The sequence below is a fragment of the Boseongicola aestuarii genome (assembly GCF_900184815.1).
GTDB classification, from domain to species: Bacteria; Pseudomonadota; Alphaproteobacteria; order Rhodobacterales; family Rhodobacteraceae; genus Boseongicola; species Boseongicola aestuarii.
In genome coordinates this window covers 181,625-207,258 of sequence record NZ_FXXQ01000001.1, presented here as the reverse complement: position 1 = coordinate 207,258, position 25,634 = coordinate 181,625, and the positions used below count along the sequence as shown (strand labels likewise).

Genomic DNA, 25,634 nt, shown 5'->3' with positions numbered 1-25,634 from the left:
AGCTTGCGAGATGAAAATGACCGGCCCGGTTGCGCCCTCCATGCGCAGCACCCGTTTTTGCGGATCGTCCCCGTGATTGGGCGATCCTTAAAGCAAAAGAATGAAATCTATTTTCAAATATTATGCGAAAGAGTATGCGCCGATCGAAGGCCACCCTGCCTCCACGGCCCACGAGCGGGCAAAATCGAGGAAAGCGCCAACGCGCCTTCGCCCATGCAAAGTCATTAAAACTGGAAGCAGATGCAGGGACCGCGGTGTCACTTCTTTAACCCCAAATGTGGATAAACTGTCGCGCCAGAGCCCTTGGGGGACGATATTCATTGCGGTAACGGCGCTTTTGTTTATCAAGAATTACGTAACGACAATAAAAAAGCAGGCACATGTTCGACACCTCCGAGACTACGGCCGTCAAGCCTGACCCGTCCGACGCACGTCAATGGGTCAAACACCTCGCGGCGTACCGCGACCCGTCCACCGCCCGCTCACTCTTTGAGCTGGGCGTCACCGTCGGCCCCTTCGTCGCGCTCTGGGCGCTGGCATGGTGGTCACTCTCGGTGTCATACTGGCTGACCCTCGCCATTTCGATCGCGAACGGTGCGTTCCTGTTGCGCCTCTTCACCATCCAGCACGATTGCGGCCACGGTTCATTCTTCAGGAACCGCACCGCCAGCGACTGGACCGGTCGCGCGCTTGGTGTACTGACCCTGACACCCTATGACGTCTGGCGGCACAGCCATTCAATCCATCATTCGGCCTCCGGCAACCTCAGCCACCGTGGCATTGGCGATATCAATACGCTCACGGTCGACGAATACAACGACCGCAGTGCCTTCGGCCGCCTTGTCTATCGCCTCTATCGCAACCCGATCGTGCTGTTCGGCCTTGGCCCCGGCTATCTGTTCCTTGTGCAAAACCGGCTGCCCCTCGGCTTTATGAACCAGGCGCGCTTCTGGATCAGCGCCATGGGCACCAACGCCGCGATCCTCGTCGCGCTCGGCGTGATCATCTTTTTCGGCGGCCTGATGCCGCTGCTTCTGATTTTCCTGCCATCCACCCTTCTTGCCGCAACCGCCGGCATGTGGCTGTTCTACGTCCAGCACCAGTTCGAGGACGCGCACTGGGAAGAAGACGACGACTGGCAACTCCACGACGCCGCCCTCCACGGCAGCTCGCATTACATCATGCCCGCCCCGCTTCAGTGGCTCTCGGCCAACATCGGCATCCACCACGTCCATCACCTCTATAGTCGAATACCGTTTTATCGACTGCCCGAAGTGCTGAGGGACCACCAGGTACTGGCCGAAAGCAACCGCATGACGATCCGCGAAAGCCTCCGATCAGCGCGGCTGCACCTGTGGGACACAAGGCAAAAGAGGCTTTTGTCCTTCGCAGAAGCGCGCGCACTGTCGCACTAAGGCGCCATCCCGCAAACACCAACATCAAGCGCCCGAAGATTTTTCGGGTGCTTTTGCGTTGCAATGCCAATATCCACACTGCGCGAAGACGCGACCGTTCTCGTGCCGTAAGTGCGCTGCGGCTAGGCCAGTGCTAGCTTCAGACGTTCAAGCGCCGCCGGGGGCCACAGGTCATCAAATTTGTAGAACCCGTCAAAGCTGGGAATGTCATCGCTGAGAGGCACCCAAGCCTGCTTGCTGCCTGTAAAGATCTGCACATCCGGGCGACACAGATCGGGATCATCCAACGTGCCGACGCGCACATACCTCAGCTTTCCAAGACGGATCATATAGCTACTGAAAATGGCGACGCCGCATGCCGCACACCGGGTAACGATTTGTCCCTTGCCGCTTGGCGTCGCAAGCGCGTTCTCTGTGGTGGGTCCCTCGAAAATGACCCGGTCTGCCTCAATAATGGCGTTCAGGACATAAGCCGATCCAGTCTGTCGCTGACACTCGCTGCAATGACAGCAATGCACGAACATCGGATTGGTTTTCATTTGATAAGTGACGGCACCGCAACCGCATTTGCCTTTGAGCATTTTTACCTCCCAAGCGTTGGCTGTTTCCCTGCGCCAAAACCTATTCGACCAGGTCGTAGTGTTTGATGGTCCGGAACTCGACCAGCTCAGCCTCGGACGGGTCGATGTGAGGGCTTTTGTAATCGTCGCCAACAAAAGCCTTGAGCGATTCCAAACTGTCCCAGATCATGACAAAGCTGAACTCTCTGGGAGAGTCCGCTCGCGGAGCGCCGGGCAAAACCTGAACAATTCCCTTCGTCCCTTTCATCAGGGGAATTGCGGTTTCGTGGAAGAATTTGCTAAATTCTTCCTCTTTACCGTGTCGTGTGATGACCTGAAATATCCGCATAATCATGTGACCGTCCTCCCAAAAGAGCGGTTTCTACATGTATGCTTGCCTCGCTAAGGGGGCTTATAGCACGAATACGCTTGAAAGTCGCCTGCGGGCTCAAACCTGCGCTTCGCAGCCTTCGCAAATCCCCGTGCTCACCGGAACGCCCGAATATCCAAGTTCGCTCAACGCGTGCCGCGCCTCGCTCCTCAATCCGCCATCAACGCTGCTGAAATCGGCGCCAGCGTCACACTTGCTGCCCGGTTCCCAAGCACCCATTCGGCCAGTGCCTCCAGCGTCGTCGCCTCAGTGCGCCCGACCAGAATCACCGCCTCGTTCTGACGCGCGCGGAACGCGGCGCGATCCATGGCACGGCGGATTTGCTCGTTCGTCTCATCCGCCCCGTCAATATCGCGGAAGATCAGACCCGTCGGCACACCGGCGCGCTCGGCCCGCTGATGGGCCGTGTTCAGACCGCGCGGGAAGGTAATCAACCCGTGTCCCGAGGCCGTCACGACATCGACCACCTGCGCCACAGCCGAGCGGTTCGACTGGAAACTATCGCCGGAATTGTCCATCACCGCGACCGCTTCCGGGATCGTCTCGAAATTCACGCGCAAGGCCACTTCCACATCCTGTGGCGTTGCCTCGAATGGCAAGGACGGGATCATCACGACCTCGCGTCCCATATCGCGATACGCGCGCGCAATCGTCGCCGCGCCCGGCGATCCCGCATTGACACCAAACGACACCGCCGCAGGCAGGCCGTCCACAACGTCCTGCGCCAAAGCCGCATCGCCTTCATGCACCAGAACGATGGACATCAGCGGTTTGTCGTCTGGCGCTTCAAAAGCCGTCGCCCACCGCGTCAGAGCATCGCCCGTATCCAGTCGAAGGGTCTCTTGTGGCGTGGTGTCAGTCGCATCCTGCGAAGCGTCATCACTCGGCAAGACCGGCGCCACCTCGACCGGATCACTTCCGATCCGCGGCAGACGGTCAGTCTCGACGTTCTGCGCCATATTACCAATCTCATCGACGGGGCGGAAAAACTCGCTTTCGCCACCATCCACGCGAATTATCGCATTAGGCGCCTCATCGGCAACCGGCGCTTCGACAGCCTCGGGGGCAGCGGGCGCGCTTGGCACAAGCGCCGAATCCGTTTCGATGATGCGTGGCGTGACCTTTTCCGGGCTCTCGGAAACGTCAGGGGCGGGCGTCACGGGGGCTGGCTCATCGACAACCTCGGGTGCGACGACCGCGACGTCGTCCGCGTCAGGGGCCTGCCCTTCGACCGGCGCATCCGTCGCCGTTTCTGGCGCGGTGCCCGGAACATCCGGAGCGACCAACTCAGGTCCCGCAGCCGGCACGTCTGCGCTGGACCCCGCAGGCCCGGTCACGGTGATGTCGATCTCTTCTGCAACGTCTGGCGTTTGTGCTAACCCGCCGGGACCGTCCACGCTTGGCTGCGGCACTTCCAGAGAAGAAGTATCGAACGAAGGCGGAGTTTCGACCGCGTCCTCTGGAGCCACGACACCCGAGACCTGTTCGGCGTCCGGGCGCGTCTCGGCTTCGGGCACCACGGGATCCGTCTCAGGCCGTGCCTGATCGAATTCCGTTCCGGCCGGCACCTCGACAGGTACGGCCTCCGGGCGCGGCAAGCTAAGCTCCTGCCGTCCGAATACAAAACTGGAAACAGCCAGCATCGCGAAACCCACGATACCGCCCCAAAATATGCCTGCGAGAAAGCCGCGTGCCAACGCCCTCTCCTTTGTTCTGCTCAAATGCTCTTGGGTGCCTTGACGAACGGCGACACCTCTGACCAAGTATACCGGCGCTTTCGGCGCCTGACACCCCATATCTGCACGCATAGGCGCGAAGACACCCAAAATGTTACTTCTTATCGATAATTACGACAGTTTCACCTTCAACCTGGTCCATTTTCTGGGCGAGCTTGGCGCGGAATGTGTGGTTCACCGCAACGATGCGCTGAATGTGCAAGAGGCCATGGCGCTGAAACCCCAAGCCATTATCCTCTCTCCCGGCCCCTGCGATCCCGACAAGGCAGGTATATGCCTCGCCCTTACCGAAGCGGCAGCGGAAACCAATACGCCGCTGCTGGGCGTCTGCCTCGGCCACCAGACCATCGGTCAGGTCTTTGGCGGCAAGGTTGTGCGTGCCAAAGACATCGTCCACGGCAAACTGGGCCAGATGCACCATGGCGGCACGTCCCTGTTCAAAGGCCTGCCCTCACCACTTGCCGCCACGCGATATCACTCGCTGATCGTCGAACGCGAAACCCTGCCGGACTCGCTGGAGGTCACGGCATGGCTCGAAGACGGCACGATCATGGGCCTGCAACACAAGACCAAACCGATCCACGGGCTGCAATTCCACCCGGAATCGATCCGCTCGGAACACGGCCACGCCATGCTGAAAAACTTCCTCGACATCGTCCCCGCCCTGACCGGTGAGCCCGCATGAAATCCGACATCAAAGCCCTCATTGCCGCCGCCGTTGATCGCCCGCTGACCCGCGCGGAAGCCGAAGCAGCGTTCCGTATCCTGTTCAACGGCGAAGCGACGCCCTCACAGATCGGCGGCCTCCTGATGACCCTGCGCACGCGGGGCGAAACGGTCGAAGAATACGCCGCCGCCGCCAGCGTCATGCGCGCCAAGTGCAAAGCCGTCAAAGCCCCAGAGGGTGCGATGGACATCGTCGGCACCGGTGGCGACGGCAAAGGCACGCTCAACATCTCGACCGCCACCGCTTTCGTTGTCGCCGGCGCCGGCGTGACGGTCGCCAAACACGGCAACCGCAACCTCTCGTCCAAATCGGGTGCGGCGGACGCGCTCACCCAGATGGGCATTAACGTCATGGTCGGCCCAGACGTTGTGGAACGTGCCATAAACGAGGTCGGAATCGGCTTCATGATGGCCCCGATGCACCACCCCGCCATCGCCCACGTCATGCCGACCCGCGCCGAACTTGGCACCCGCACGATCTTCAACATCCTCGGTCCCCTCACAAACCCCGCAGGCGCCAAACGCCAGCTGACCGGCGCTTTCTCTGAGGATATGCTGCGCCCCATGACCGAAACCCTCAAAGCCCTTGGAAGCGAGGCCGCATGGCTCGTCCACGGCTCGGACGGCACCGACGAGATCACCATTACAGGCCCGACCGCCGTCGTTGCCCTGAAGGATGGCGAGATCACTGAAATGTCTGTCCACCCCGAAGACGCCCACCTGCCCGTCCACCCATTCGAGGCCATCGTCGGCGGCACGCCCGAAGACAACGCCCGTGCGTTCCAGGCGCTTCTCGCCGGTGAAACCTCCGCCTACCGCGACGCGGTGCTCCTAAATGCCGCCGCCGCTCTTGTTATCGCAGGCGTGGCCCACGGCTTGCCGGAAGGTGTTGATATGGCAGCCCAATCCATCGACAGCGGCGCCGCGCGTGCGAAGATCGATGGTCTGGCAAAAATCACCCAAGGCGGCTGAGCGCAGGCTCGCGCTCTGATCAGGGCCGTCATCGGTATACGCCAATGTGACGTCCGCAACCGGCACGCCGTTTCAAGATCCGACAACGCACAGACGCCGGCCTCCAGCCGAAAGCAGCCATACTTTCCGTACCTCGGGAAGTATGATTGATGCAGCTCGCAAGTCTTCTGATTTTCTTTGTCCTTCCCCTCCTGCCTTTTTCGGCTGACAGTGTTTCAGGAGGATTTCCATGGAAAATGCTGGGGGTGGATTGTCAGCCATCGGTAACACGCCGCTTGTCCGGCTCGGCAAGGTTGTTCCCGAAGGCGCGGCCGAAGTCTGGGTTAAACTCGAAGGAAGCAATCCGACAGGCTCGTACAAAGACCGAATGGCAATCTCGCTTCTGTCAGCGGCCCTTGCCCGAGGTGACGTGACTTCTGGCGATACCGTCGTCGAATTCACAGGAGGCAGTACGGGAACAGCACTTGCATTTGTTTCCGCGGTGCTGGGATTGAAGTTCATCGCGGTATATTCGGATGCGTTCTCTCACTCCAAACAGCAAGCGATGGAGGCGTTCGGCGCATAGGTTCTGGTCGAAAAGAGTATCGATGGCAAGATCACACACGAACTTGCCGAGCGCATGAAGCAGCGGGCCTACGCGTTGGCAGAGCAACCATCGCATTACTATGCAGATCAATTTGGTTCTCCGGACGTGCGTCGGGGCTACGTGCCGCTGGGGCAGGAAATCGCTCGGTCGCTTGATGGGGACTTTGACGTTTTTTGTGCCGCTGTCGGAACAGGTGCGGCCATGATGGGGACGCTTGATGGAATGCATGAGTTTGGAGTCAAACCAAAAGTCATTGCTCTTGAGCCCGCGCAGTCTCCACTTTTGACCACTGGGAAGTCGGGGGCACACAACGTGGAAGGCATTGCCGTGTTTCCCGAACCTCCGTTTCTCGACAGATCCATCTTGAGTGACGTGCGAACAGTGGATCAGGACAAGGGCTTTGAGATGTGCCGTCGCCTTGCCCGTGAAGAGGGTATCTTCGCTGGGGGCTCGACAGGCTTGAACGTATGCGCAGCGATCGACCTCGCCATCGATCTGGGAGCGGGAAAGCGTGTTGTCACTTTTGGTTGCGATGACGGTATGAAATACCTTGGAGGACATATTTACCGCTAACCTCGCATGAAGAAATGCGCGGGCCGGGATCGCGTCGAAAGCTCACACTCGTCCCTTGCCCGCATAGATGTCCCTGCCCCTTGTCCACGCCGTCCAACCTCGCCATGCTCGCCCTTTAAGCCACCCAAACCCCAGAGCCATCCATGCCCGAAAAACCCCATGCCTGACCCTTTGACCCGTCTTGGTGCATGGGCTGACCTGCCGTTCTTTGCCGCCCACTGGCCCGCCATCCGCGCGCAGCTTGCCAGCGAAACACGCACCCTGCTGCCGCCCGACGACCTGCGCTTTGCAGCGCTCGAACGCACCCAGCCAGACGACACCCGCATTGTCATTCTCGGGCAGGATCCCTACCCGACGCGCGGCCACGCCAACGGCCTCGCTTTTTCCGTCGCCCCCGATGTCGCCCTGCCGCGCTCCTTGAAAAACATCTACCGCGAAATGGCCGACGACCTCGGCGCGCAGCCGGACACGGGCGACCTCAGCCATTGGGCCGCCCAAGGGGTTCTTCTCCTCAATACCGCGCTTTCGGTTCCCGAAGGGGCGGCGGGCGCGCATGCCAAACTCGGATGGTCACACCTCACCCGCGACGTCCTCGCCAAAGTCTCGGGCCGGGATTGCGCGTTTCTCCTTTGGGGCAATCACGCGCAATCGTTCCGCGCTGACATTCGACCCGGCAATCACCTTGTCATCGAGACCGCCCATCCCTCGCCGCTGTCCGCCCGCCGGGGGTTTTTCGGCGCACGCCCGTTTTCGCGCGTCAACGCATGGCTCCAGGCACGCGGCGAAGCCCCGATCGACTGGGTTGGCGCACCCTAACAAGGCCCTAATGGTGCGAACGGTCGCACCGACGCGAAACCGACGTTATACCGACGTCAGACAGACGTGCCTTTTCAGACCGCCCAAGACGCGCTATCTCACCTTCATGAGCACTGCATTAGACCGTATCAAAGCCTATAAACTCGACGAGATCGCCGAGGCCAAAGCCGCGCGCCCCTTGTCCGAAGTCACCGCCCGCGCCCGCGACGCCGAACCGACACGCGGCTTCGCCAAGGCGCTCTCCGCAGCGTCGAAAGACGGCTACGCGCTGATCGCCGAGATCAAAAAAGCCAGCCCTTCCAAAGGTTTGATCCGCGCCGACTTCGACCCGCCCGCTCTGGCGAAAGCCTATGAAGCAGGCGGTGCCACCTGTCTTTCCGTGCTCACGGACACCCCCAGCTTTCAGGGCGCGCCCGAGTTCCTCGTCGCCGCCCGCAACGCGGTCGCCTTGCCCTGTCTGCGCAAGGATTTCATGTATGACACATACCAGATCGCCGAAGCCCGCGCTTGGGGTGCCGATTGCATCCTCATCATCATGGCTAGCGTCACAGATGACCAGGCAAAAGAGCTTGAAGACTGCGCCGTAAACGATTGGAATATGGACGTTCTGCTCGAAGTTCATGACGAAGAAGAACTCGCCCGCGCGACCCAGTTGCGCTCACCGCTCTTGGGCATCAACAACCGCAATCTCAAGACCTTCGAGACCGATCTCGGCACCACCGAACGCCTCGCAAAGGATGTACCCGAAGGCCGCATAATGGTCGCCGAAAGCGGGTTGTTCACTCCGCAAGATCTTGATCGCATGGCGAAAATCGGAACACGCAGTTTTCTCATCGGCGAAAGCCTGATGCGCCAGAGCGACGTCGAAGCCGCCACCCGTGCCATTCTCGCCAACCCAATCCCCGTACGCGGGGTCGCCTGATGTCTGGCCTCACTCATTTCGATCCCCAAGGCCAGGCCCACATGGTCGACGTCTCCGAAAAAGAGCACACGGACCGGATCGCCATTGCCGAGGGATACGTGCATATGAGCGCGCAAACCCTTGAAATAATAACAGAAGGTCGAGCCAAGAAAGGCGATGTCCTGTCCGTCGCACGGCTTGCCGGGATCATGGCGGCGAAGAAAACGTCAGATCTCATTCCACTGTGCCACCCGTTGCCCATCACAAAAGTTTCGCTCGACCTAACGGCGGATCCCGCCCTTCCCGGTATCCGCGTCGAAGCGACCGTCAAGACCTCCGGCCAGACGGGCGTCGAAATGGAAGCCCTCACAGCCGTATCAACGTCTTGTTTGACGATCTACGACATGGTGAAAGCCATCGAGAAATCCATGACTATCGACGGAATACGTCTCATCTTGAAAGATGGCGGGAAATCAGGTCGTTACGAGGCAGAGAAGTGATCTCGGTCCGCGAGGCGCTGGATCACGTCTTCGCCCTTGCCCGCCCCGTCGGCACACAAACCGTCGCCCTGCGTCATGCCGCCGGCCGCATATTGGCCCAACCCGTTGCCGCCACGCGCGGGCAGCCGCCCTTTGCGACGTCGACTATGGATGGCTATGCAGTCACCACGGAAACGGTCGGGCCCGGAGATACCTTCACGGTCGTCGGAGAAGCCGCCGCCGGGCATCGCTTCAAGGGTTCGCTGAAGGCGGGACAGGCCGTCCGAATATTTACCGGCGCACCCATTCCCGATGGCGGAAAGCGTGTGTTGATTCAAGAAGATGTCGAGCGCAATGGCGCGTCTGTTTTGGTGTTATCAAACCCTGATTCCTCATTATATATCAGACCAGAAGGCACTGACTTTAAAGTGGGCGACACCCTTGACGCCCCCCGCATTCTGACCCCGTCCGATGTGGCTTTGATCGCCGCGATGAATGTGCCCGAGGTTGTCGTTTCGCGAAAGCCAGTCGTTGCGTTGATCGCAACCGGCGACGAGTTGGTCTTGCCCGGAGAAGCGCCGGGACCAGACCAGATCATCGCGTCGAACGCGATCGCTCTTGCGGCGATGGTCGAGGCTTCCGGCGGTATCGCGCGCATCCTTCCAATCGCCCGCGACCGGGTGGAGTCGCTGCAGGGGGTCTTTGATCTGGCGGCGGGTGCCGATCTGGTGATGACCATCGGCGGGGCGTCGGTCGGCGATCACGATCTGGTCGGGCAAGTCGCCGAAATGCGCGGTTTCGAGCGCTCTTTCTACAAGATCGCCATGCGTCCCGGCAAGCCGCTGATGGCCGGGCGGATGGGAGATTCAGTTCTGCTTAGTCTGCCGGGAAACCCTGTCTCGTCAATTGTTTGCGGGCGTATATTCATGCAACCAATGCTGGACGTGATGCGCGGACTTCCTGCCCATACACCCGCCACAAGGGCCGCGACGCTGGCCAATGATATCCCAGCCAATGGCCCGCGCGAGCACTACATGCGGGCGCATGACATCGCTGGTCAAATCACCGTTGCCGAGCGACAGGACAGTGGTCTTCTGTCGGTTCTGGCGAAGGCGAACGTGCTGGTCGTCCGCCCGCCGCATGATCCGGCGAAATGCATCGGCGACACCGTGCAAATCCTTGATTTCTGAGGATTGACACAAAACAAGAACGCGAATAGAACATTCCTTGAACACGAGGCCGAAAAAACTCGGCGAGCAGAGGAGGTTTGCGTTTATGTTGACCCGTAAGCAATTGGATTTATTGGAGTTCATTCACAAGCGCGTTCAGCGCGACGGCGTTCCGCCTTCGTTCGACGAAATGAAGGAAGCACTGGACCTGCGTTCGAAGTCGGGCATTCATCGGTTGATCACCGCCTTGGAAGAACGTGGTTTCATCCGTCGTCTTGCACATCGTGCGCGTGCGATTGAAATCGTGAAGCTGCCAGATGCTCTGGACACGTCGAAAGGCTTTGTTCCGAAAGTCATCGAGGGCGATCGTCCCGCCGCCGCCCCACCTGCCAGGTCGTTGCCTGTCGAGGCGCATGCGATGGAACTGCCCGTCATGGGTCGGATCGCTGCCGGTGTTCCAATTGCGGCGATCAGCGAAGAGAGCCACAAAGTCGCCGTTCCGGGGCAAATGCTTTCGGGCAAGGGCCACCACTATGCGCTGGAGGTCAAGGGCGACTCGATGATCGACGTCGGCATCAATGATGGTGACATTGTTGTCATTCGCGAGACCAACACCGCTGACAATGGCGACATCGTCGTGGCCCTTGTCGAAGATCAGGAAGCGACGTTGAAGCGGTTTCGCCAACAGGGCAACACCATTGCACTGGAAGCCGCAAATCCGGCCTATGAGACGCGCCTGTTCCACGACGATCAGGTGAAAGTTCAGGGCTGCCTCGTCGGTCTGATCCGCAGCTATTGAGACCAAGGCCGCGCGCCCTGTCTGGCGCGCGCGGTTTCCCATCTCAGCACGTCGCCCTGCCGATATAGCGCCAGCGCACCACTTCGGCGCAGACTGACCAGATCGAAGACCGTGCAGCCTGCCTGCGTGGACTGATCGGCCTTGATATTCACCACGACGAACTCGGCTTTTCCGCAATCGGCGATGGCCTGCGCGCCTGCGATTTTGCCCGTCGCGTGGAATATCGTCGTGTCGTTCAACTGAATCACATGTCGTCTTTCGTGCGTCTGAAATCCGTTGCGCCCGAACGCCAGCGCCTGCTTGACGGGATCACCATCGTTCTCCAGCCAGCTCATGGCCGCGAAACTGTCACCCCGCGATTTTGACACATGGCGCCCCTCGGACGTCATTACACCGATGAGGCTTCCTGTTTCATTAACGATGAGATCGGGGCGCGGCGTGCTGTGCCATAGAACGCCTGCCAGAAGAACGGAAAGACCACCCAGACCGCGAGCACGCCCCTGCCACAACACGATCCATAGAAACCCCAGCGCCAGAAGCGGCAAGACGGCGGGTGACGGACTCCAGATATGACTGAGAGCACCCGGAAGATGGGCGACCAAGTCGGCGACCTTCAGGATCCAGACGATCGCCGGTTCCATCAGTTTCAGACCAATCCAGTGAAGACCGATTGGCCACAGCACGGCCGCAAGAACGGCAGCAGGCATGACGATGGCGCCCATAACCGGCACCGACACGATATTGGCCAGAAGTCCGTAGTGCGGGATTTGGTTGAAGTGTGCTGCGGCGATCGGGGCTGTGGCAATACCCGCAACCGCCGATGACGCCGCCACGCCGAAGACGACGCGCAGCAGCCAGGGCCAGCGGCTGTTCGACCAATCGGTGTCGCGCATCCAGCCAAAAACTGCGACAAGGGCGATGGTTGCTGCGAAAGACATCTGAAACCCCGGCCCCATCAGGGTTTCCGGGCGCAGGGTCAGAGCGATCAGCGCGGCCAGTGCAACGGCGCGCAATGTGATGGCGCGGCGGTCCGCCAGAACGGCCAGAAGCATGGTCGAGACCATGACGAAGGCGCGTTCGGTCGCGACGTTGCCGCCCGACAGCGCCAGATAGGCCGCACCCGCGATCAGCGCGCCGGCGGCGCCGATTTTCTTCACTGGGGCGCGCAGCGCGATGGACGGGATCAACACCAGACCATACCGGATCGCCGCAAAGACAAAGCCTGTCAGAAGCCCCATATGGAGGCCTGAAATTGCCAGCAGATGCGCAAGGTTGGATGCGCGCAGATCCTCAAGCGTGGCAGTGTCCATGCCCGAGCGGTCCCCGGTCGTGATTGCGGCCGCGAAGGCTCCGGCGCTTCCGGGCAGGATGGCTTGGACCTCCTTCGAGATATCGAGCCGCAGCCTGGTGATGGCCAGGCCGATACCGCCCGTGGTCTCGCTTTTCCAGAGCAAAACCGGCGTGCGGGTATATCCGACCGCGCCGATTCCCTTGAACCAGGCCATGCGCTGAAAATCGAAGCCGCCGGGCTCGACAGGGCCGGAAGGCGGCGACAGATGTCCCGTCATAATGACGATCTGGCCGACCTCGGGGGTGTGGTGGCCTTGCGTGCCGTGCAGAGAAACGCGGACTTTGGAGGGCGTGCGCGCGGGGCGTATATTGTCAAGAACGACCCTGTCGAGGGTCAGGCGCACCGCATCCGACTGCGAGCGGTCGATGTCCACGATACGCCCTTCGACAGGCCCGTAGTAGCGAAACGACAGGGTTGGCGCAGCGACCACCTGCGCACGCCATGCAGCAAGCGTGAAGCCAAGCGCGATCAGGACAAGCCCCGCCACACAAACCTGCGCCGCAGGCGGCAGGCGGCGCGCGACAAGGCCAACAACCAGAGCCACCAATAGAAGGCTGATGAGCGTCGCACCAGTGGGTTCGCTCTTGACCGTGAAATACACGCCAATGCCGATCCCGAGCAGCACCGGGGACCAAGGGAACAGATGGCCGCGCTGGCGATCGATCAGGTTGGAAAGGTGGAACATGGGGGCCGCCCTTGTCTCCTGATGGCGGGTTGACTACACATCCGCCACGCTACCCCCATCATGGTTTCCAAATCGCTAATTCCAAAGGCTTGCCCGCATGAATGATCGTCCCGTCGTGACCCGTTTCGCTCCGTCTCCGACGGGATATCTGCATATCGGCGGCGCGCGCACCGCATTGTTCAACTGGCTTTTCGCACGCCATCACGGTGGCAGATTTCTTTTGCGGGTTGAGGACACGGATCGCGCCCGTTCGACTCCCGAGGCGACCGAAGCGATCTTTCGCGGCTTGCGCTGGCTGGGGCTGGACTGGGATGGCGAGGCCGTAAGCCAGTTCGAGGGCGCCGAACGCCATGCCGAAGTGGCGCGCGAGATGCTGGCGTCGGGGGCGGCCTACAAGTGTTTTTCAACGCAAGACGAGATCGCCGCCTTTCGCGAGGCCGCAAAGGCCGAGGGGCGATCGACCCTGTTCCACTCGCCCTGGCGTGATGCGCCTGAGGCCGACCACCCGGATGCGCCCTATGCGATCCGCGTGAAAGCCCCGCGAGAAGGTGTCACTGTCATCAAAGATGCCGTGCAAGGCGATGTGACGATCCGGAACGACACGCTGGACGATATGATCGTGCTGCGCTCGGACGGCACGCCGGTCTACATGCTGGCCGTGGTGGTTGATGATCACGACATGGAGGTGACCCACGTCATCCGTGGCGACGATCACCTGAACAACGCCGCACGTCAGATGCTGGTCTACAACGCAATGGGTTGGGATATCCCGGTATGGGCGCATATTCCGCTGATCCACGGCGAAGACGGCAAGAAACTGTCAAAGCGCCACGGAGCGCTCGGGGTCGAGGAATGGCAGGCCGACGGCTATCCGGCGGCGGGGATGCGCAACTATCTGGCTCGGCTTGGCTGGAGCCACGGCGACGATGAATTCTTTACCACCGAGCAGGCTATCGAGTGGTTCGGGCTGGACGGGATCGGCAAATCTCCAGCGCGGTTCGATACCAAGAAACTGGCAAATTTGTCCGGCCAGCACATCGCGATCATGGACGATGCTGCACTCGTAGCGGAAATCGAAGCCTATTTGACGGTTTCGGGACAGGAGACATTGACACAGACGCAGAAGGCCGATTTGCTGCGTGCGATGTATTGTCTCAAGGACCGGGCAAGGACATACCCGGAACTTCTTGAAAAAGCGTCATTTATTCTGAATTCCAGCCCTATCGAACCGGACGAAAAGTCCGCCAAGTCGCTGGACACGGTATCCCGTGGTATACTGAATGAATTGACGCCGCACCTGCAAAATGCTAGCTGGAACCGCGACGCTCTGGAGGGCGTTGTGCAGTCTCTTGCAGAGGCACACGGGACCAAGTTGGGCAAGTTGGCGGGACCGCTTCGTGCGGCATTGTCTGGCCGGGCCGTCAGCCCTAGTGTGTTTGACATGATGCTGGTCCTTGGCCGCGAAAAAACAGTGCAAAGACTGCGCGACGTAGCCATCTAATCCGGGCTTTCCCCACCTCTTCGGGGTCTGTCCCAACTTCAGATCCTGCGCACGCTCGCGACGGACAAACCGACCGGCCACTTCGCCGGACCAAAAAACGGGGATAACAATGGCAGACAATACTAAAACAGCCAAACTTTCGTTCGATGGCAAGGAGCTGGAGTTGCCAATCCTGTCCCCGACCGCCGGCCCGGATGTTCTGGACATCCGCAAGCTTTACGCACAGGGCGACGTCTTCACATATGATCCTGGCTTCACATCGACCGCAGCCTGCGACAGCACGATCACTTTTATTGACGGCGATCTGGGCGAGCTTCTGCACCGCGGCTATCCAATTGATCAACTGGCCGAAAAATCCCACTTCCTCGAAGTTTGTTACCTGCTCCTTTATGGCGAGCTTCCGTCCGCTGTGCAGCTGGAAGACTTCGAAGGGCGCGTAACGCAGCACACAATGCTGCACGAACAGATGGTCTATTTCTATCGTGGCTTCCGCCGTGATGCGCACCCGATGGCGATCATGACCGGTGTCGTTGGTGCGATGTCCGCGTTTTATCACGACAGCACCGACATCACCGACCCCTGGCAGCGCGAAGTCGCGACGATCCGCCTGATCGCCAAAATGCCGACGATTGCCGCTTGGGCGTACAAATTCTCGATCGGGCAGCCTTTCGTCTATCCGCGCAATGATCTGGATTATGCGTCGAACTTCCTGCGCATGTGTTTTTCGGTGCCTGCCGAAGAATACGAAGTGAACCCGATCCTGAGCCGCGCAATGGACCGGATATTCACGCTACACGCCGATCATGAACAAAACGCTTCCACATCGACCGTGCGGCTTGCCTCGTCTTCGGGCGCGAACCCGTTTGCCTGTATCGCTGCCGGTATCGCCTGTCTCTGGGGCCCCGCACATGGTGGTGCGAACCAGGCCTGTCTTGAGATGCTCCGCGAGATCGGAAGCGTCGAACGCATTCCCGAATACATCGCCCGTGCCAAGGACAAGGACGATCCGTTCCGCCTGATGGGCTTTGGCCACCGGGTCTACAAGAACTTCGATCCGCGTGCCAAGGTGATGAAGCAGTCCGCGGACGAGGTTCTGGAACTGCTCGGGGTCGAGAACAACCCGACGCTTCAGGTCGCCAAGGAACTTGAGCGCATCGCGCTTGAGGATCCTTACTTCAAAGACAAGAAGCTTTACCCGAACGTCGACTTCTATTCCGGCATCATTCTGGATGCGATGGGCTTTCCGACCTCGATGTTCACGCCGATCTTCGCATTGGCGCGCACCGTTGGGTGGATCAGCCAGTGGAAAGAGATGATCGCCGATCCACAGATGAAAATCGGCCGTCCGCGTCAGCTCTATGTGGGCGCGACCAGACGGGATTACGTGGACGTCGAAAACCGCTAAAATTCAATGAATACAATCCTGCGGCACGTGAAAATGCCGCAGGTGCAAAAGCAGCAATCCGGCGACGTCAGCCTATATCTCGTTCATGCGAACAGGAGATATCGAGATGACTATGGTTCCGGACAGGATCGTCAATATTGACCTTGCAGCGCATCATGCGCCCGTCGACTTCAATGACCGTATGGCTCTGCGGATCGTGAAGTTCATGCGGATATTCGCCGACAGATTCTTCGCCAAGCGTTACAGCCACCGCGCCGTGGTTCTTGAAACCGTCGCCGCCGTGCCCGGCATGGTTGGCGGGTTGCTTCAACACCTGAAAGCGATCCGGCACATCCGCGACGATCAGGGCTGGATCAAGGAGCTGCTGGAAGAAGCCGACAACGAGCGGATGCACCTGATGACCTTTATCGAAATCGCCCAGCCCTCGCGGCTCGAGCGCTGGCTGATCATGATCGGTCAGGCCGTGTTTTATAACCTTTATTTCTGGACCTATCTGTTCCTTCCTAAGATGGCGCATCGGATTGTGGGCTATCTCGAAGAAGAAGCGGTAGTGAGCTACACGCAGTTTCTCGAAGAGATTGACGCAGGAAAGGTCGAGAACGTTCCGGCCCCCGAGATCGCCAAGGAATACTGGGGGTTGCCCGAGGATGCGCGTCTGCGCGACGTGGTGATCGTGATCCGCGCGGACGAGGCGGAACATCGCGATACGAACCACGACTTTGCCAACCGGATTGCGTCAGGGGATCATCCCTGAGAGGTCTCTCAAGGTCTGAATGAACGGTAAACGCGGCGCGCGGCGGGCAAGATCCGTCGCGCGCGAATTATTTCCGTAAGTCATTATTATTCAACGCAGATCGCGCAAAATGTAACGTCGCTGCCACGTCGGTATGACGTCGGTATTACGTCGGTGCGCCCGCGCGCAGGCTTAGGGACTGGTTAACTTTCCCAACGGCGACTGTCGCGCGAAGGGGTTGAGGACTGCTTAACTCAGCGTCCCTCGTATTCCGCAGGGCGCTTGTCCAGAAACGCCATCACGCCTTCGCGGAAATCACGGGTCTTGCCACACCGCCCCTGCAGTTTCGCTTCAAGCAAAAGCTGTTCTTCCAGCGTATTGCCGGCGCTGGCCCGGATCGCTTCCTTGATCCCGGCGTAAGATGTCGTCGGACCGGACGCCAGTTTCGCCGCGCGGTCACGCCACCGGGCCTCGAAGGAGGCATCCGGCACCGCTTCCCAGATCATGCCCCAGTCCATGGCCTGTTTGGCTGTCACTGGTTCGGCGAACAAGGCCGCGCCCATGGCGCGCGCCGTGCCGACCTGCGCAGGCAGGAAATGTGTCACACCGGCATCTGGCACAAGGCCGATGCGCGCAAACGCCTGAAGGAAAATCGCGCTTTCGGTGGCAATGACCACGTCGGCGGCCAGCGCGAGCGCGGTCCCTGCCCCGGCGGCAGCACCGTTGACGGCAGCGATCACCGGGATCGGTGCGTCGACGATGGCACGGATCATTGGCATGTATTCGTCCCGCAACGTCCGTTCCAGGTCGGTATTGGCCACCGTCGCGCGGTCGCCCAGGTCCTGCCCCGAACAAAAGGCGTCGCCCGTGCCAGTGATGACCAGAGCGCGCATCTTCAGGCTTAACGCCTTGACGGCATGAAGGATTTCCGCACGCATCTGCGTGTTGAACGCGTTCTTCACCTGGGGCCGGTTCAGCGCGATGACGCCGTAGCCGTCAGTTTCCGTGACGCTGATGGTTTGATAGTCCATGGGAAATCCTTTTCAGTCCGTTGTCATTCTCATAAGTGAACTGAACGGTTCGGAAAAGATGAAACGCGGCGTCAGTCGTCAAGAAGTTGGCTGAGGCGCGCTTTTTCCGCCTCTGACAGGCCCGTTGCGGCGACCTCGGGGCGTCTGCGGCGGATGTAGACGGCGGCAATGCCCAAAGCGGCCAGCAACATGGCCGGCCCTGCGATCCACAGGATCAGTGTCGAGCCGGTGGCGCGGGGCGTCAGCAGTACGTATTCGCCGTAACGCGCCACGATAAAGTCCAGCGCCTCGTCATTGGTGTCGCCTTCAACCAGCCGTTCGCGCACCAAGAGCCGCAGATCGCGCGCCAGTTCGGCATTGCTTTCGTCGATGCTTTCGTTGCGGCAGACAAGACAGCGCAGGTTCTTGGACAAGTCGCGCGCGCGTTCTTCAAGCACCGGATCGTCAAGGATTTCATCCGGCTGCACAGCCAGCGCGGGCGCAGCAACCAGAAGGGCGAACGCAAGACAAAGCGCGCGGATCATTCCGCAGGCACCCCGGCGTTGGTTTTCGGCGTCTTACGCGCGCCCGCCGCCACCCGGAAGCGACGGTCGGTCAGAGACAGCAAACCGCCAAGCGACATGATGATCGCCCCCGCCCAGATCCAGTTGGCATAGGGCTTGATGAAGGTGCGGACCGACCAGCCGCCATTGCCTTGCGGATCACCGATCACAAGGTAGAGGTCGCGGAACACACCATTGTCGATGGCCGCTTCCGTGGTGGGCATATTCGCGACCGGATAGATACGCTTTTCGGGAAATAGCGTGGCGACATTGCTGCCGTTCCGATCCACCCGCATCTCGGCCATGGTGGATATGTAGTTCGGTCCTTCGAGCTGCCTCACATCCACCAGCGTCACATCATAAGACCCGACGCGGAAGCTTTCGCCGGGGGTCGCGACGCGGATATCCTCAATTTGCCAGGCCGTCAGAGCGGCAATGCCGATAAAGGTCACACCAAGCCCGGCATGCGTCGTGACCCGGCCCATATCCGCTCGAGGCAGGCGCAGGATGCGGCCCAAGCGATGGGTGAACGTGCCGCGCCCCGTGCGCTGCCAGATATCAACCGCAGCCCCGGCGATCAGCCAGACACCAAGCGCGATCCCGACGGGCGCGATCAACGACCGTTCGCTCTGAATGGTCCAGATCAGAGCCGCCACGACAAAGGTGGCGATCAGAACGAACCAAAGCGGCCGCAGGGTGGTCATTATCTTCGCGCGTTTCCAGGGCAGCATCGAGCCGATGGGCAGGATCACCGCAAGCGCGACCATGAAGGGCGTGAAGGCCGCATCGAAAAACGGCGGTCCGACCGAAAGCTTGCGGTCCCAGATCAGCTCGGCCACCAAAGGCCAGATCGTGCCGAGGAACACCACGAATGTCGCCACGGCCAGCAGGACATTGTTCGCCACCAGCGCGCTTTCACGGCTGACCATGCTGAACACGCCCTTGGCCTGCATCTGACCTGCACGCGCGGCGTAAAGCGTCAGCGCGCCGCCCATGAAGATACCAGTGATGATCAGCAGATAGACGCCTCGCTCGGGGTCATTGGCAAAGGCATGAACCGAGGTCAGCACGCCCGACCGCACGATGAATGCGCCGATCAGCGAGAACCCGAAGGCAAGGATCGCCAGCAGGATTGTCCAGCTTTTCAGGGCTTCGCGTTTTTCCACAACGATGGCCGAATGGAGAAGCGCCGCCGCGATCAGCCACGGCATGAATGAGGCGTTTTCCACTGGATCCCAGAACCAGAACCCGCCCCAGCCCAATTCGTAATAGGCCCACCAGGAGCCAAGCGCGATTCCGATGGTCAGGTTCAGCCAGGCCAACAGCGTCCAGGGACGAACCCAACGGCCCCACGCGGCGTCAACGCGTCCTTCGATCAGGGCGGCGACGGCAAAGGAAAAGCTCATCGAAAGGCCGACATAGCCGATGTAAAGAAACGGCGGATGGAATGCGAGCCCCGGATCCTGCAAGAGCGGGTTCAGATCCTGACCGTTCAAGGGTGGAAATTCCAGACGCAGGAACGGGTTCGATGTGAAGATGAGAAACGTCAAAAATGCAACGCCAACAGAGGCTTGCACGCCAAGCACTCGCGCGCGCAGACGATCGGGCAAGTTCGCACCGAACCATGCGGCCAGGGCTCCGAAGAAGGCCAGGATTACGCACCAAAGCAGCATCGAGCCTTCGTGATTGCCCCAGACGCCAGTCACTTTATACAGCATCGGCTTGGCCGTGTGGCTGTTCGCCGCCACCAGCCTCAGCGAGAAATCCGACGTCACAAACGCATAGGTCAGCGCGGCAAAGGAAAACGCCAGCAGGAAGAACTGCACGGTCGCGGCGGGTTCGGCCACGGCCATCCAGCCGCGCCAGCCCTTGTGGGCGCCGACCAGCGGCATGATGGTTTGCACGACTGCCACGAGCAGCGCAAGAATCAGGGTGAAATGGCCAATCTCTACTATCATTGCGACAGTCTAGTGGGCCTTCTGCACAAGGCCAAGGCCGCGAGACGCTTGGTCGCGGCTATTTGAGCGCGACACCGCCCCAATGCGGCTCGGACATCCTCAAGAGAACAGCAGCGCCCCAAGCGGCAAAAGCGTGATGCCGCCAAGAATAATTCGGTCTTCCTGCAGGTTTGACTGACGCTCGACCACGATCCGCGCGATAAGACCAAACGCAAGCGACACCGCCAAAAGCATCAGCCGTGCGTTTGCAACCTCCGCCATCAAAGCGCCCATCCATCCCCAGCCAAGGATCGCAACCACGCCAAGCCAGGTTTCGTCCGGCAGATGATCCGCGCGGGGCCGCCAGTCACGCGTTTGCGTCAGGACGGACAGGCTGAACAGGGCCGCGCATCCGCAAAACAGGACGGCAATCACCCCGGACACATGGTCGAGCGCGCCACTCATCGCTGCAACGTTTCGCAAATGGCCCGGTCAAGGTTTTCGCGCGCCGTGTCATTGCGCGTCAGCGCATTGTAAAGGGCGCGCCCCAGAAACGCCCGCCACAGACGCAGGCGAACGCGCGAGATCAAGACCGTCATGACCGCGGCATCCGCTCGCGGATCACCGTGGCGATCTCGGTCAGCACATGGGCGTTCTTGTCCAGAACCGACCGCGTGGCCTGTTCCTTCTGAAGGTCGCGCCACAGCAGGAAAAACACCAGCACGACCCAGGGACCATGCTCGGCGACAAGGGAAAAGATCTGATTATCGGCCATTCTGCGCTCTCCAGTCCGAAAGCGCGCGATTGGGTTCCTCCCACTCGTCGGGCACCTCCAGGAGGGTCGACAATTCCTTGATATTGGCCGCCACCTGCGGCGCGCGCGCCAGTGTTGCCGCCAGTCCCGACTGAAACTCCTGCGATTTCGTCTGATGACGCGCCCCGAAGTAAAACGACACGATCGCCCCCATCAGCCACCACAAAGGCTCGGGCACCAGAGCGATCCCTTGCATCCGCTGTGAAAACCAGATCGGCTCAATCATAGCAGAGACGAACAACCCCAAAGTTCCAAGCGCCAGAAACGGTCGCGGCAATCGGTTCAAAGCGTCGATAACGCGGTCGAAAAGCCCGCGCCGGGGCTGCGCAAACTCGGCGGCAAACTGCGCGAGAGACGCCGCATACCGCGTGGCGTCACGTTCGGCATCGGCCTCAGCATTTGGACGAAAAACTTCCACGGTGTCGCGCACCAGATTGCGCTCGCCACCGAAAAGGACGCTGAAAAGGCTTGCAATCAATCCCATGCGCCTGTCCTTTCAGCGTGTTCGGCATCGCTCAGGTGATAGCGCGGCGCAATGAATTCCTCGGCGCGCGTGATCCACCCGCCCTTGCCGCCATCGCGACGGCGCGCATACTTGCGGCTCGCAGGGCGGCGGTCCGCGAGCCGATAGTAATAGTTGCGCCGCATGATCCCATAAGCATCGGCCATATGCTCAGGTGCCGCCGCAAAGGCCTCGGCGACCTGCGCGCGGGTCTTTGGTCCGATCCGGCCATCCTCAACCGTGCGAAACCCCATCTGGGAAGAAAGCCGCTGCAACAGCCGGATCGACCAAAGCCCGGCATTGACGTTCATGTCGAACACACTCGCCTGAAGCGCGACCGGCAACCAGCCAATGCGCGGCTCGGTAAAATAGTGATCGATGAAAATGCGCCGCGCCTGCGCCCGGCTCAAAACCCGCACATCCGCAACATTGATCCGGCCGTCGCCGGTCAGATCGAGCCCGAGGCGGCGCAACGTATGGATCGTCACCCCGAATTTCGTGGCACCACCCGGATCCGCCGGGTCATTCACAAACCCACCCTCACGGGTCAGGATCGCATCCGCGATAGAGTGTACTGTTGGCATGATCCGCTGATCCCACGCTTCGATCTGATGCGTCAGACCTTCCGCGAAAAGGATTAACGGCTCAGTAACTAACCGTTCGGTTCCTGATAGACACCCTGTGCTTTCAAGGCGTCTATGACCTCGGACGGCATATAGGTCTCGTCATGTCGCGCCAGTATTTCCGAAGCCTGAAACACCCCGTCAATATAACGCCCTGTGCCGACCATACCTTCGCCTTCACCGAAAAGATCCGGCAAGACCCCGGTGTAACTGACCGGAATGATCGCGCCGCCATCGGTCACCGAAAACGTAATCGTTTCGCCCTGCCCGCGCACCAAAGTGCCATCGGCAACCAGACCGCCAATCCGAAACACCTCGTCGGGCGGCGGCGGCGTCTCGGCCACTTCAGATGGCGAACGAAAGAACTGCAATGCATCCGGCGCCGCGATGTAGAACATCCCGAACGACGCAACCAACGCGGCAAACGCCACAACGATCACCTGTATCCGCCGCTGTTTCTTCAGACCCTTCATATGCACTTCTTCTGTTTCAAAATATCCTGGGGAGTTTGAGGGGCAACGCCCCTCATCCCGTCAAACTTTACTCAAGGATAAACCGGAGCCGCCATGAGACCAAGCGTCTCATCCTCGCCCAGCATCAGGTTCGCGTTCTGGATCGCCTGCCCGGACGATCCCTTCGTAAGATTGTCCAGTGTAGCGATCACCGTCACCCGGCCCGGAATACGGTCGCCCGCCACGCCGATATGACAGAAATTCGACGCCCGAACGTCCTTCATCTGAGGTATCTCCCCCATCGGCAGAACCTCGATGAACGGCTCGTCCGCATAAGCCCGGGACAAAACACCAAACACCGTGCCCGCATCACCGTGCAGATAGCAAGTCATCACGATGCCCCGCGTGGCCGGGATCAGATGCGGCGTCAGTTGTACCCGCAGGTCACGTCCCGCAATTGCCGAGAACTCCTGATCGAACTCGCCCAGATGACGGTGCGTGCCGCCGACCGAATAGCCTTTGATGTTTTCGCTCAGTTCCGCGGACAACAGATGCTCCTTCAAAGACCGCCCTGCCCCCGATGATGCCGCTTTCAGATCCATGATGATGTGATCGAGATCAATCACGCCCGCTGAAATCAAAGGCCTCAAGGCGAACTGCCCTGTGGCCGCGTTGCATCCTGTTCCGGCGACAAGCCGCGCGGCCCGGATCTCGTCCCGGTAGAACTCGGTCAGCCCGTAAACCGCCTCGCGCTGCAGTTCGAGAGCGGCATGCGCCTTGCCGTACCACTTGGCATAGGCTTCGGCGTCTCTCAACCGAAAGTCAGCCGACAGATCCACAACCTTCAAAGTGTCGGGCAACTCGGCGATCACCGCCTGCGAAGTCGCATGCGGCAAGGCGCAGAACGCCAAGTCGATCTGCGAGAAATCAATATCCTCGATCCGCGCCAGGTCCGGCAAATCCATATGCCGCAAGTGCGGGAAGACTGACGACATTGGCTGACCGGCCTTGCGATCCCCGGTCAGGGCCTTGATCCGGAACGTGGGATGGGTGGCAATCAGCCGGACAAGCTCTGCGCCAGTGTATCCGCTGGCGCCCAAGATAGCGATATTATGGGGCATGTGGCCCGCTCCTTTGAAACTTAGGTTTCGATTTAACCATCCGGTAGCCGCGCTGCAATCAGGCGGCGTGGAAATCGCATCGCCGGCGCATGAAACGCGTGGCCTGATCCGAAACGCGTTGCGGATCCCCGGTGGTCAGGAACATCGACACTTTACCCGGCCCCAGCATCTCCGGGCGGCGGGAAAGATAGTCCGAAAGGCTTTCCGCCACGAGGTCCGCCTGACTGAACACCCGCACTTTCGCGCCAAGTGCGTCCTGAAAGATGCTTTCGACGATCGGATAATGCGTGCAGCCCAAAACCGCCGCATCCGGGTTCGGCATCTTGCGCTTCAACGCGTCCACATGGCTGCGCACCAGAGCCTCTGCCAAAATCATGTCGCCGTCCTCGATAGCGTCGACCACACCGCCGCAGGCCTGTGCTTCGACGTCCACACCGATCGCGCGAAATGCCAGTTCGCGCTGGAATGCGCGGCTCGACACCGTGGCGGGGGTTGCAAACAAGGCGACATGCTTCACGGCTACTTCGCGCGGGGGCGAGTTGTCCCCCCAGTGCCGCTCGGTCAAAGCCTCGATCAAGGGCACGAACACACCGAGGACGCGTTTGCCCTTGGGCACCCAGCTTTCCTGCATCCGCCGCAGCGCCGCTGCCGAAGCCGTGTTGCAGGCCAGAATCACCAGATCGCAGCCCGCATCAAAAAGCCGCTGGGTGCCTGCTGTGGTAAGGTTGAAAATATCGTCCGCGTCGCGCGTGCCATAGGGCGTGTGCGCGTTGTCTCCGTAATAGACGACGGGCAGATCGGGCATACGCTCGGTGACCGCCTTGTAAACAGTCAGCCCGCCAAGCCCGCTATCAAGTATGCCGACCGCCATCTTGCCGCACCCTTTTGTGTTTCGCCTCGAACTCGAATCCATAGTCATCCGAGCGATGAGTCTCTGGCGCAAGGGCATAGGTCGACGCGCGCAAAAAGTCCATCATCGCGCGAGGATCGCGTGCACGTGCTGCGATTTCATCGGACGCAATGGCTTTTCCGATCACAACCTTCACGGGCTCATCGGTCCGGCGTTTGAATTCCTTGATCAAAAGCGCCACCCGCAGCGTCGCGTGCAGATGGCTTGCCACCTGAAAGAGACGGGAATTCGCGCCTTCGAAATAGACCGGAACGACTGTTGCGCCGGATTTGGCGATCATCTTGGCCGTAAACGAACGCCACGCCGGATCCAGCGGCCTCGAGAACGGTTTGGCCGAGGTCGACACCGTACCACCGGGAAAAATTCCGATCGCCCCACCCCCGGCCAGATAGTCCAGCGCGGTCTTGCGCGTCTCAAGATTCAAGGCCAGCGCTTCTCGGGTTTCGTCGAACGAGATCGGAAGAATCACCCGGTTCAGATCCTCGGCCTTGCGAAAGACCCGGTGCGCAAGAATGCGAAAATCGCCCTGACGCGCCACACTCAAGATATGCCCCATCATCAGACCATCCAGAATGCCGTACGGATGGTTCGCAGCCATCACGAGCGGGCCCTCCTCGGGGATATTGGCCAGCGACCCGCCCATGATATCAAGGCTCAGGCCGTATCGCCGCACCATCACGTCCCAAAAGTCAGCGCCGCTGGATACGTCATCCTGATAGCCCGCCGCGCGCCGGATCAATGACAAACGCCCCGTGGCGTTCTCAAGCGCACGGATCACAACGCGGCCGCCTCGGCTTTGCGCGGCATGGGCATAGCTGATGTCGCGGGCGATATCGCGGTCAAGCAGTGTCATGGGCAAGATATGGCGGGTGGATGTGACGGTTTCATGTCGAACCGCACGAAA

Annotated in this window: 27 protein-coding genes and 1 pseudogene; 12 read left to right on the top strand and 16 right to left on the bottom strand. The window is 60.3% G+C overall.

All coding sequences use genetic code 11. The features are described from left to right. Positions 1–380 precede the first annotated feature (380 nt). Positions 381–1,415, top strand: coding sequence for a fatty acid desaturase (locus BOA8489_RS01055; RefSeq protein WP_093972124.1), 1,035 nt, complete (start codon positions 381–383; stop codon positions 1,413–1,415). Positions 1,416–1,537: 122 nt separating this feature from the next. Here the strand turns inward: BOA8489_RS01055 and BOA8489_RS01050 are convergent, their stop codons facing one another. From BOA8489_RS01050 to BOA8489_RS01040, 3 genes are all read right to left on the bottom strand, one after another. Continuing rightward, on the bottom strand, positions 1,538–1,996 hold the full coding sequence (locus BOA8489_RS01050; protein ID WP_093972123.1) for a GFA family protein: 459 nt from the start codon (positions 1,994–1,996) through the stop codon (positions 1,538–1,540). 40 nt (positions 1,997–2,036) lie between these two features. Next, positions 2,037–2,330: an antibiotic biosynthesis monooxygenase family protein gene (locus BOA8489_RS01045; protein ID WP_093972122.1), complete on the bottom strand. Its 294-nt coding sequence runs from the start codon at positions 2,328–2,330 to the stop codon at positions 2,037–2,039. Between the two features lie 185 nt (positions 2,331–2,515). Next, positions 2,516–4,063 carry a divergent polysaccharide deacetylase family protein gene (locus BOA8489_RS01040; RefSeq protein WP_176440167.1) on the bottom strand — a complete coding sequence of 516 codons (1,548 nt, stop codon included), beginning with the start codon at positions 4,061–4,063 and terminating at the stop codon, positions 2,516–2,518. Between the two features lie 130 nt (positions 4,064–4,193). Here BOA8489_RS01040 and BOA8489_RS01035 point away from each other — a divergent pair, with 130 nt between their 5' ends. The 8 genes and pseudogenes from BOA8489_RS01035 to lexA all read left to right on the top strand — a co-directional run bounded on the left by BOA8489_RS01035 (position 4,194) and on the right by lexA (position 11,123). Beyond that, on the top strand, positions 4,194–4,787 hold the full coding sequence (locus tag BOA8489_RS01035) for an anthranilate synthase component II (RefSeq protein WP_093972120.1): 594 nt from the start codon (positions 4,194–4,196) through the stop codon (positions 4,785–4,787). Beyond that, the gene (gene trpD / locus BOA8489_RS01030) at positions 4,784–5,800 is read left to right on the top strand and encodes an anthranilate phosphoribosyltransferase (protein ID WP_093972119.1); all 1,017 of its coding nucleotides are present in this window, start codon (positions 4,784–4,786) and stop codon (positions 5,798–5,800) included. The genes BOA8489_RS01035 and trpD overlap by 4 nt, the downstream gene beginning before the upstream one ends. A 229-nt stretch (positions 5,801–6,029) precedes the next feature. Further along, positions 6,030–6,959 (top strand): annotated as a pseudogene (locus tag BOA8489_RS20695) (PLP-dependent cysteine synthase family protein). A 159-nt stretch (positions 6,960–7,118) separates the two neighbouring features. Beyond that, positions 7,119–7,775, top strand: a complete 657-nt coding sequence (locus BOA8489_RS01015; RefSeq protein WP_093972116.1) for a uracil-DNA glycosylase — start codon at positions 7,119–7,121, stop codon at positions 7,773–7,775. A 106-nt stretch (positions 7,776–7,881) separates the two neighbouring features. After that, positions 7,882–8,697: an indole-3-glycerol phosphate synthase TrpC gene (gene trpC, locus BOA8489_RS01010; protein WP_093972115.1), complete on the top strand. Its 816-nt coding sequence runs from the start codon at positions 7,882–7,884 to the stop codon at positions 8,695–8,697. Then, a complete protein-coding gene (gene moaC / locus BOA8489_RS01005; protein ID WP_093972114.1) occupies positions 8,697–9,176 on the top strand; it encodes a cyclic pyranopterin monophosphate synthase MoaC in 480 nt (159 codons plus the stop codon). The genes trpC and moaC overlap by 1 nt, the downstream gene beginning before the upstream one ends. Then, positions 9,173–10,345 carry a molybdopterin molybdotransferase MoeA gene (locus BOA8489_RS01000; protein ID WP_093972113.1) on the top strand — a complete coding sequence of 391 codons (1,173 nt, stop codon included), beginning with the start codon at positions 9,173–9,175 and terminating at the stop codon, positions 10,343–10,345. Before moaC ends, BOA8489_RS01000 begins: the two co-directional genes overlap by 4 nt. An 85-nt stretch (positions 10,346–10,430) precedes the next feature. After that, positions 10,431–11,123 carry a transcriptional repressor LexA gene (gene lexA / locus BOA8489_RS00995; protein WP_093972112.1) on the top strand — a complete coding sequence of 231 codons (693 nt, stop codon included), beginning with the start codon at positions 10,431–10,433 and terminating at the stop codon, positions 11,121–11,123. On the opposite strand, the gene BOA8489_RS00990 is transcribed toward lexA, so the two are convergent. Then, positions 11,117–13,159: a ComEC/Rec2 family competence protein gene (locus BOA8489_RS00990; RefSeq protein ID WP_093972111.1), complete on the bottom strand. Its 2,043-nt coding sequence runs from the start codon at positions 13,157–13,159 to the stop codon at positions 11,117–11,119. The genes lexA and BOA8489_RS00990 overlap by 7 nt on opposite strands. A 97-nt stretch (positions 13,160–13,256) precedes the next feature. On the opposite strand from BOA8489_RS00990, the gene gltX reads away from it, so the two are divergent. The 3 genes from gltX to BOA8489_RS00975 all read left to right on the top strand — a co-directional run bounded on the left by gltX (position 13,257) and on the right by BOA8489_RS00975 (position 16,819). Next, complete coding sequence (gene gltX / locus BOA8489_RS00985; RefSeq protein ID WP_093972110.1) at positions 13,257–14,660, top strand: glutamate--tRNA ligase; 1,404 nt, start codon at positions 13,257–13,259, stop codon at positions 14,658–14,660. A 109-nt stretch (positions 14,661–14,769) separates the two neighbouring features. After that, positions 14,770–16,065 (top strand): citrate synthase, encoded by a 1,296-nt coding sequence (gene gltA, locus BOA8489_RS00980; RefSeq protein ID WP_093972109.1) that lies wholly within the window; start codon positions 14,770–14,772, stop codon positions 16,063–16,065. A 106-nt stretch (positions 16,066–16,171) separates the two neighbouring features. Further along, positions 16,172–16,819, top strand: coding sequence for an alternative oxidase (locus BOA8489_RS00975; protein ID WP_217897922.1), 648 nt, complete (start codon positions 16,172–16,174; stop codon positions 16,817–16,819). A 233-nt stretch (positions 16,820–17,052) separates the two neighbouring features. Here the strand turns inward: BOA8489_RS00975 and BOA8489_RS00970 are convergent, their stop codons facing one another. The 12 genes from BOA8489_RS00970 to BOA8489_RS00920 form a co-directional block, all read right to left on the bottom strand. After that, positions 17,053–17,829 (bottom strand): enoyl-CoA hydratase-related protein, encoded by a 777-nt coding sequence (locus BOA8489_RS00970; RefSeq protein WP_093972107.1) that lies wholly within the window; start codon positions 17,827–17,829, stop codon positions 17,053–17,055. Between the two features lie 71 nt (positions 17,830–17,900). Next, entirely contained in the window at positions 17,901–18,350 is a 450-nt protein-coding gene (locus BOA8489_RS00965; RefSeq protein ID WP_370807044.1) for a cytochrome c-type biogenesis protein, read from the bottom strand. After that, positions 18,350–20,329 carry a heme lyase CcmF/NrfE family subunit gene (locus BOA8489_RS00960; protein WP_093972105.1) on the bottom strand — a complete coding sequence of 660 codons (1,980 nt, stop codon included), beginning with the start codon at positions 20,327–20,329 and terminating at the stop codon, positions 18,350–18,352. Before BOA8489_RS00960 ends, BOA8489_RS00965 begins: the two co-directional genes overlap by 1 nt. A 99-nt stretch (positions 20,330–20,428) precedes the next feature. Continuing rightward, entirely contained in the window at positions 20,429–20,773 is a 345-nt protein-coding gene (locus BOA8489_RS00955) for a hypothetical protein (RefSeq protein WP_093972104.1), read from the bottom strand. Further along, entirely contained in the window at positions 20,770–20,907 is a 138-nt protein-coding gene (locus BOA8489_RS20310; RefSeq protein WP_176440166.1) for a hypothetical protein, read from the bottom strand. Before BOA8489_RS20310 ends, BOA8489_RS00955 begins: the two co-directional genes overlap by 4 nt. Next, positions 20,904–21,083, bottom strand: a complete 180-nt coding sequence (locus BOA8489_RS00950; RefSeq protein WP_093972103.1) for a hypothetical protein — start codon at positions 21,081–21,083, stop codon at positions 20,904–20,906. The genes BOA8489_RS20310 and BOA8489_RS00950 overlap by 4 nt, the downstream gene beginning before the upstream one ends. After that, positions 21,073–21,606 carry a holin family protein gene (locus BOA8489_RS00945; RefSeq protein ID WP_093972102.1) on the bottom strand — a complete coding sequence of 178 codons (534 nt, stop codon included), beginning with the start codon at positions 21,604–21,606 and terminating at the stop codon, positions 21,073–21,075. Before BOA8489_RS00945 ends, BOA8489_RS00950 begins: the two co-directional genes overlap by 11 nt. Then, the gene (locus BOA8489_RS00940) at positions 21,597–22,208 is read right to left on the bottom strand and encodes a holin-associated N-acetylmuramidase (protein ID WP_093972101.1); all 612 of its coding nucleotides are present in this window, start codon (positions 22,206–22,208) and stop codon (positions 21,597–21,599) included. The genes BOA8489_RS00945 and BOA8489_RS00940 overlap by 10 nt, the downstream gene beginning before the upstream one ends. A 68-nt stretch (positions 22,209–22,276) precedes the next feature. Then, positions 22,277–22,720, bottom strand: coding sequence for a cytochrome c maturation protein CcmE (gene ccmE / locus BOA8489_RS00935; protein WP_093972100.1), 444 nt, complete (start codon positions 22,718–22,720; stop codon positions 22,277–22,279). 71 nt (positions 22,721–22,791) lie between these two features. Beyond that, positions 22,792–23,820 carry an N-acetyl-gamma-glutamyl-phosphate reductase gene (gene argC, locus BOA8489_RS00930; RefSeq protein WP_093972099.1) on the bottom strand — a complete coding sequence of 343 codons (1,029 nt, stop codon included), beginning with the start codon at positions 23,818–23,820 and terminating at the stop codon, positions 22,792–22,794. A 58-nt stretch (positions 23,821–23,878) separates the two neighbouring features. Beyond that, positions 23,879–24,691 carry a glutamate racemase gene (locus BOA8489_RS00925; protein ID WP_093972098.1) on the bottom strand — a complete coding sequence of 271 codons (813 nt, stop codon included), beginning with the start codon at positions 24,689–24,691 and terminating at the stop codon, positions 23,879–23,881. Then, entirely contained in the window at positions 24,672–25,583 is a 912-nt protein-coding gene (locus tag BOA8489_RS00920) for a lysophospholipid acyltransferase family protein (RefSeq protein WP_093972097.1), read from the bottom strand. The genes BOA8489_RS00925 and BOA8489_RS00920 overlap by 20 nt, the downstream gene beginning before the upstream one ends. Between the last annotated feature and the right edge of the window lie 51 nt (positions 25,584–25,634).

What these genes read in the sequence shown, in the direction of transcription:
- BOA8489_RS01055 (WP_093972124.1), top strand. Translation starts at nt 381, where the DNA reads ATGTTCGACACCTCCGAGACTACGGCCGTCAAGCCTGACCCGTCCGAC.
- BOA8489_RS01050 (WP_093972123.1), bottom strand. Translation starts at nt 1,996, where the DNA reads ATGCTCAAAGGCAAATGCGGTTGCGGTGCCGTCACTTATCAAATGAAA.
- BOA8489_RS01045 (WP_093972122.1), bottom strand. Translation starts at nt 2,330, where the DNA reads ATGATTATGCGGATATTTCAGGTCATCACACGACACGGTAAAGAGGAA.
- BOA8489_RS01035 (WP_093972120.1), top strand. Translation starts at nt 4,194, where the DNA reads ATGTTACTTCTTATCGATAATTACGACAGTTTCACCTTCAACCTGGTC.
- trpD (WP_093972119.1), top strand. Translation starts at nt 4,784, where the DNA reads ATGAAATCCGACATCAAAGCCCTCATTGCCGCCGCCGTTGATCGCCCG.
- BOA8489_RS01015 (WP_093972116.1), top strand. Translation starts at nt 7,119, where the DNA reads ATGCCTGACCCTTTGACCCGTCTTGGTGCATGGGCTGACCTGCCGTTC.
- trpC (WP_093972115.1), top strand. Translation starts at nt 7,882, where the DNA reads ATGAGCACTGCATTAGACCGTATCAAAGCCTATAAACTCGACGAGATC.
- moaC (WP_093972114.1), top strand. Translation starts at nt 8,697, where the DNA reads ATGTCTGGCCTCACTCATTTCGATCCCCAAGGCCAGGCCCACATGGTC.
- lexA (WP_093972112.1), top strand. Translation starts at nt 10,431, where the DNA reads ATGTTGACCCGTAAGCAATTGGATTTATTGGAGTTCATTCACAAGCGC.
- BOA8489_RS00990 (WP_093972111.1), bottom strand. Translation starts at nt 13,159, where the DNA reads ATGTTCCACCTTTCCAACCTGATCGATCGCCAGCGCGGCCATCTGTTC.
- gltX (WP_093972110.1), top strand. Translation starts at nt 13,257, where the DNA reads ATGAATGATCGTCCCGTCGTGACCCGTTTCGCTCCGTCTCCGACGGGA.
- gltA (WP_093972109.1), top strand. Translation starts at nt 14,770, where the DNA reads ATGGCAGACAATACTAAAACAGCCAAACTTTCGTTCGATGGCAAGGAG.
- BOA8489_RS00975 (WP_217897922.1), top strand. Translation starts at nt 16,172, where the DNA reads ATGACTATGGTTCCGGACAGGATCGTCAATATTGACCTTGCAGCGCAT.
- BOA8489_RS00970 (WP_093972107.1), bottom strand. Translation starts at nt 17,829, where the DNA reads ATGGACTATCAAACCATCAGCGTCACGGAAACTGACGGCTACGGCGTC.
- BOA8489_RS00960 (WP_093972105.1), bottom strand. Translation starts at nt 20,329, where the DNA reads ATGATAGTAGAGATTGGCCATTTCACCCTGATTCTTGCGCTGCTCGTG.
- BOA8489_RS00955 (WP_093972104.1), bottom strand. Translation starts at nt 20,773, where the DNA reads ATGAGTGGCGCGCTCGACCATGTGTCCGGGGTGATTGCCGTCCTGTTT.
- BOA8489_RS20310 (WP_176440166.1), bottom strand. Translation starts at nt 20,907, where the DNA reads ATGACGGTCTTGATCTCGCGCGTTCGCCTGCGTCTGTGGCGGGCGTTT.
- BOA8489_RS00950 (WP_093972103.1), bottom strand. Translation starts at nt 21,083, where the DNA reads ATGGCCGATAATCAGATCTTTTCCCTTGTCGCCGAGCATGGTCCCTGG.
- BOA8489_RS00945 (WP_093972102.1), bottom strand. Translation starts at nt 21,606, where the DNA reads ATGGGATTGATTGCAAGCCTTTTCAGCGTCCTTTTCGGTGGCGAGCGC.
- BOA8489_RS00940 (WP_093972101.1), bottom strand. Translation starts at nt 22,208, where the DNA reads ATGCCAACAGTACACTCTATCGCGGATGCGATCCTGACCCGTGAGGGT.
- ccmE (WP_093972100.1), bottom strand. Translation starts at nt 22,720, where the DNA reads ATGAAGGGTCTGAAGAAACAGCGGCGGATACAGGTGATCGTTGTGGCG.
- argC (WP_093972099.1), bottom strand. Translation starts at nt 23,820, where the DNA reads ATGCCCCATAATATCGCTATCTTGGGCGCCAGCGGATACACTGGCGCA.
- BOA8489_RS00925 (WP_093972098.1), bottom strand. Translation starts at nt 24,691, where the DNA reads ATGGCGGTCGGCATACTTGATAGCGGGCTTGGCGGGCTGACTGTTTAC.
- BOA8489_RS00920 (WP_093972097.1), bottom strand. Translation starts at nt 25,583, where the DNA reads ATGACACTGCTTGACCGCGATATCGCCCGCGACATCAGCTATGCCCAT.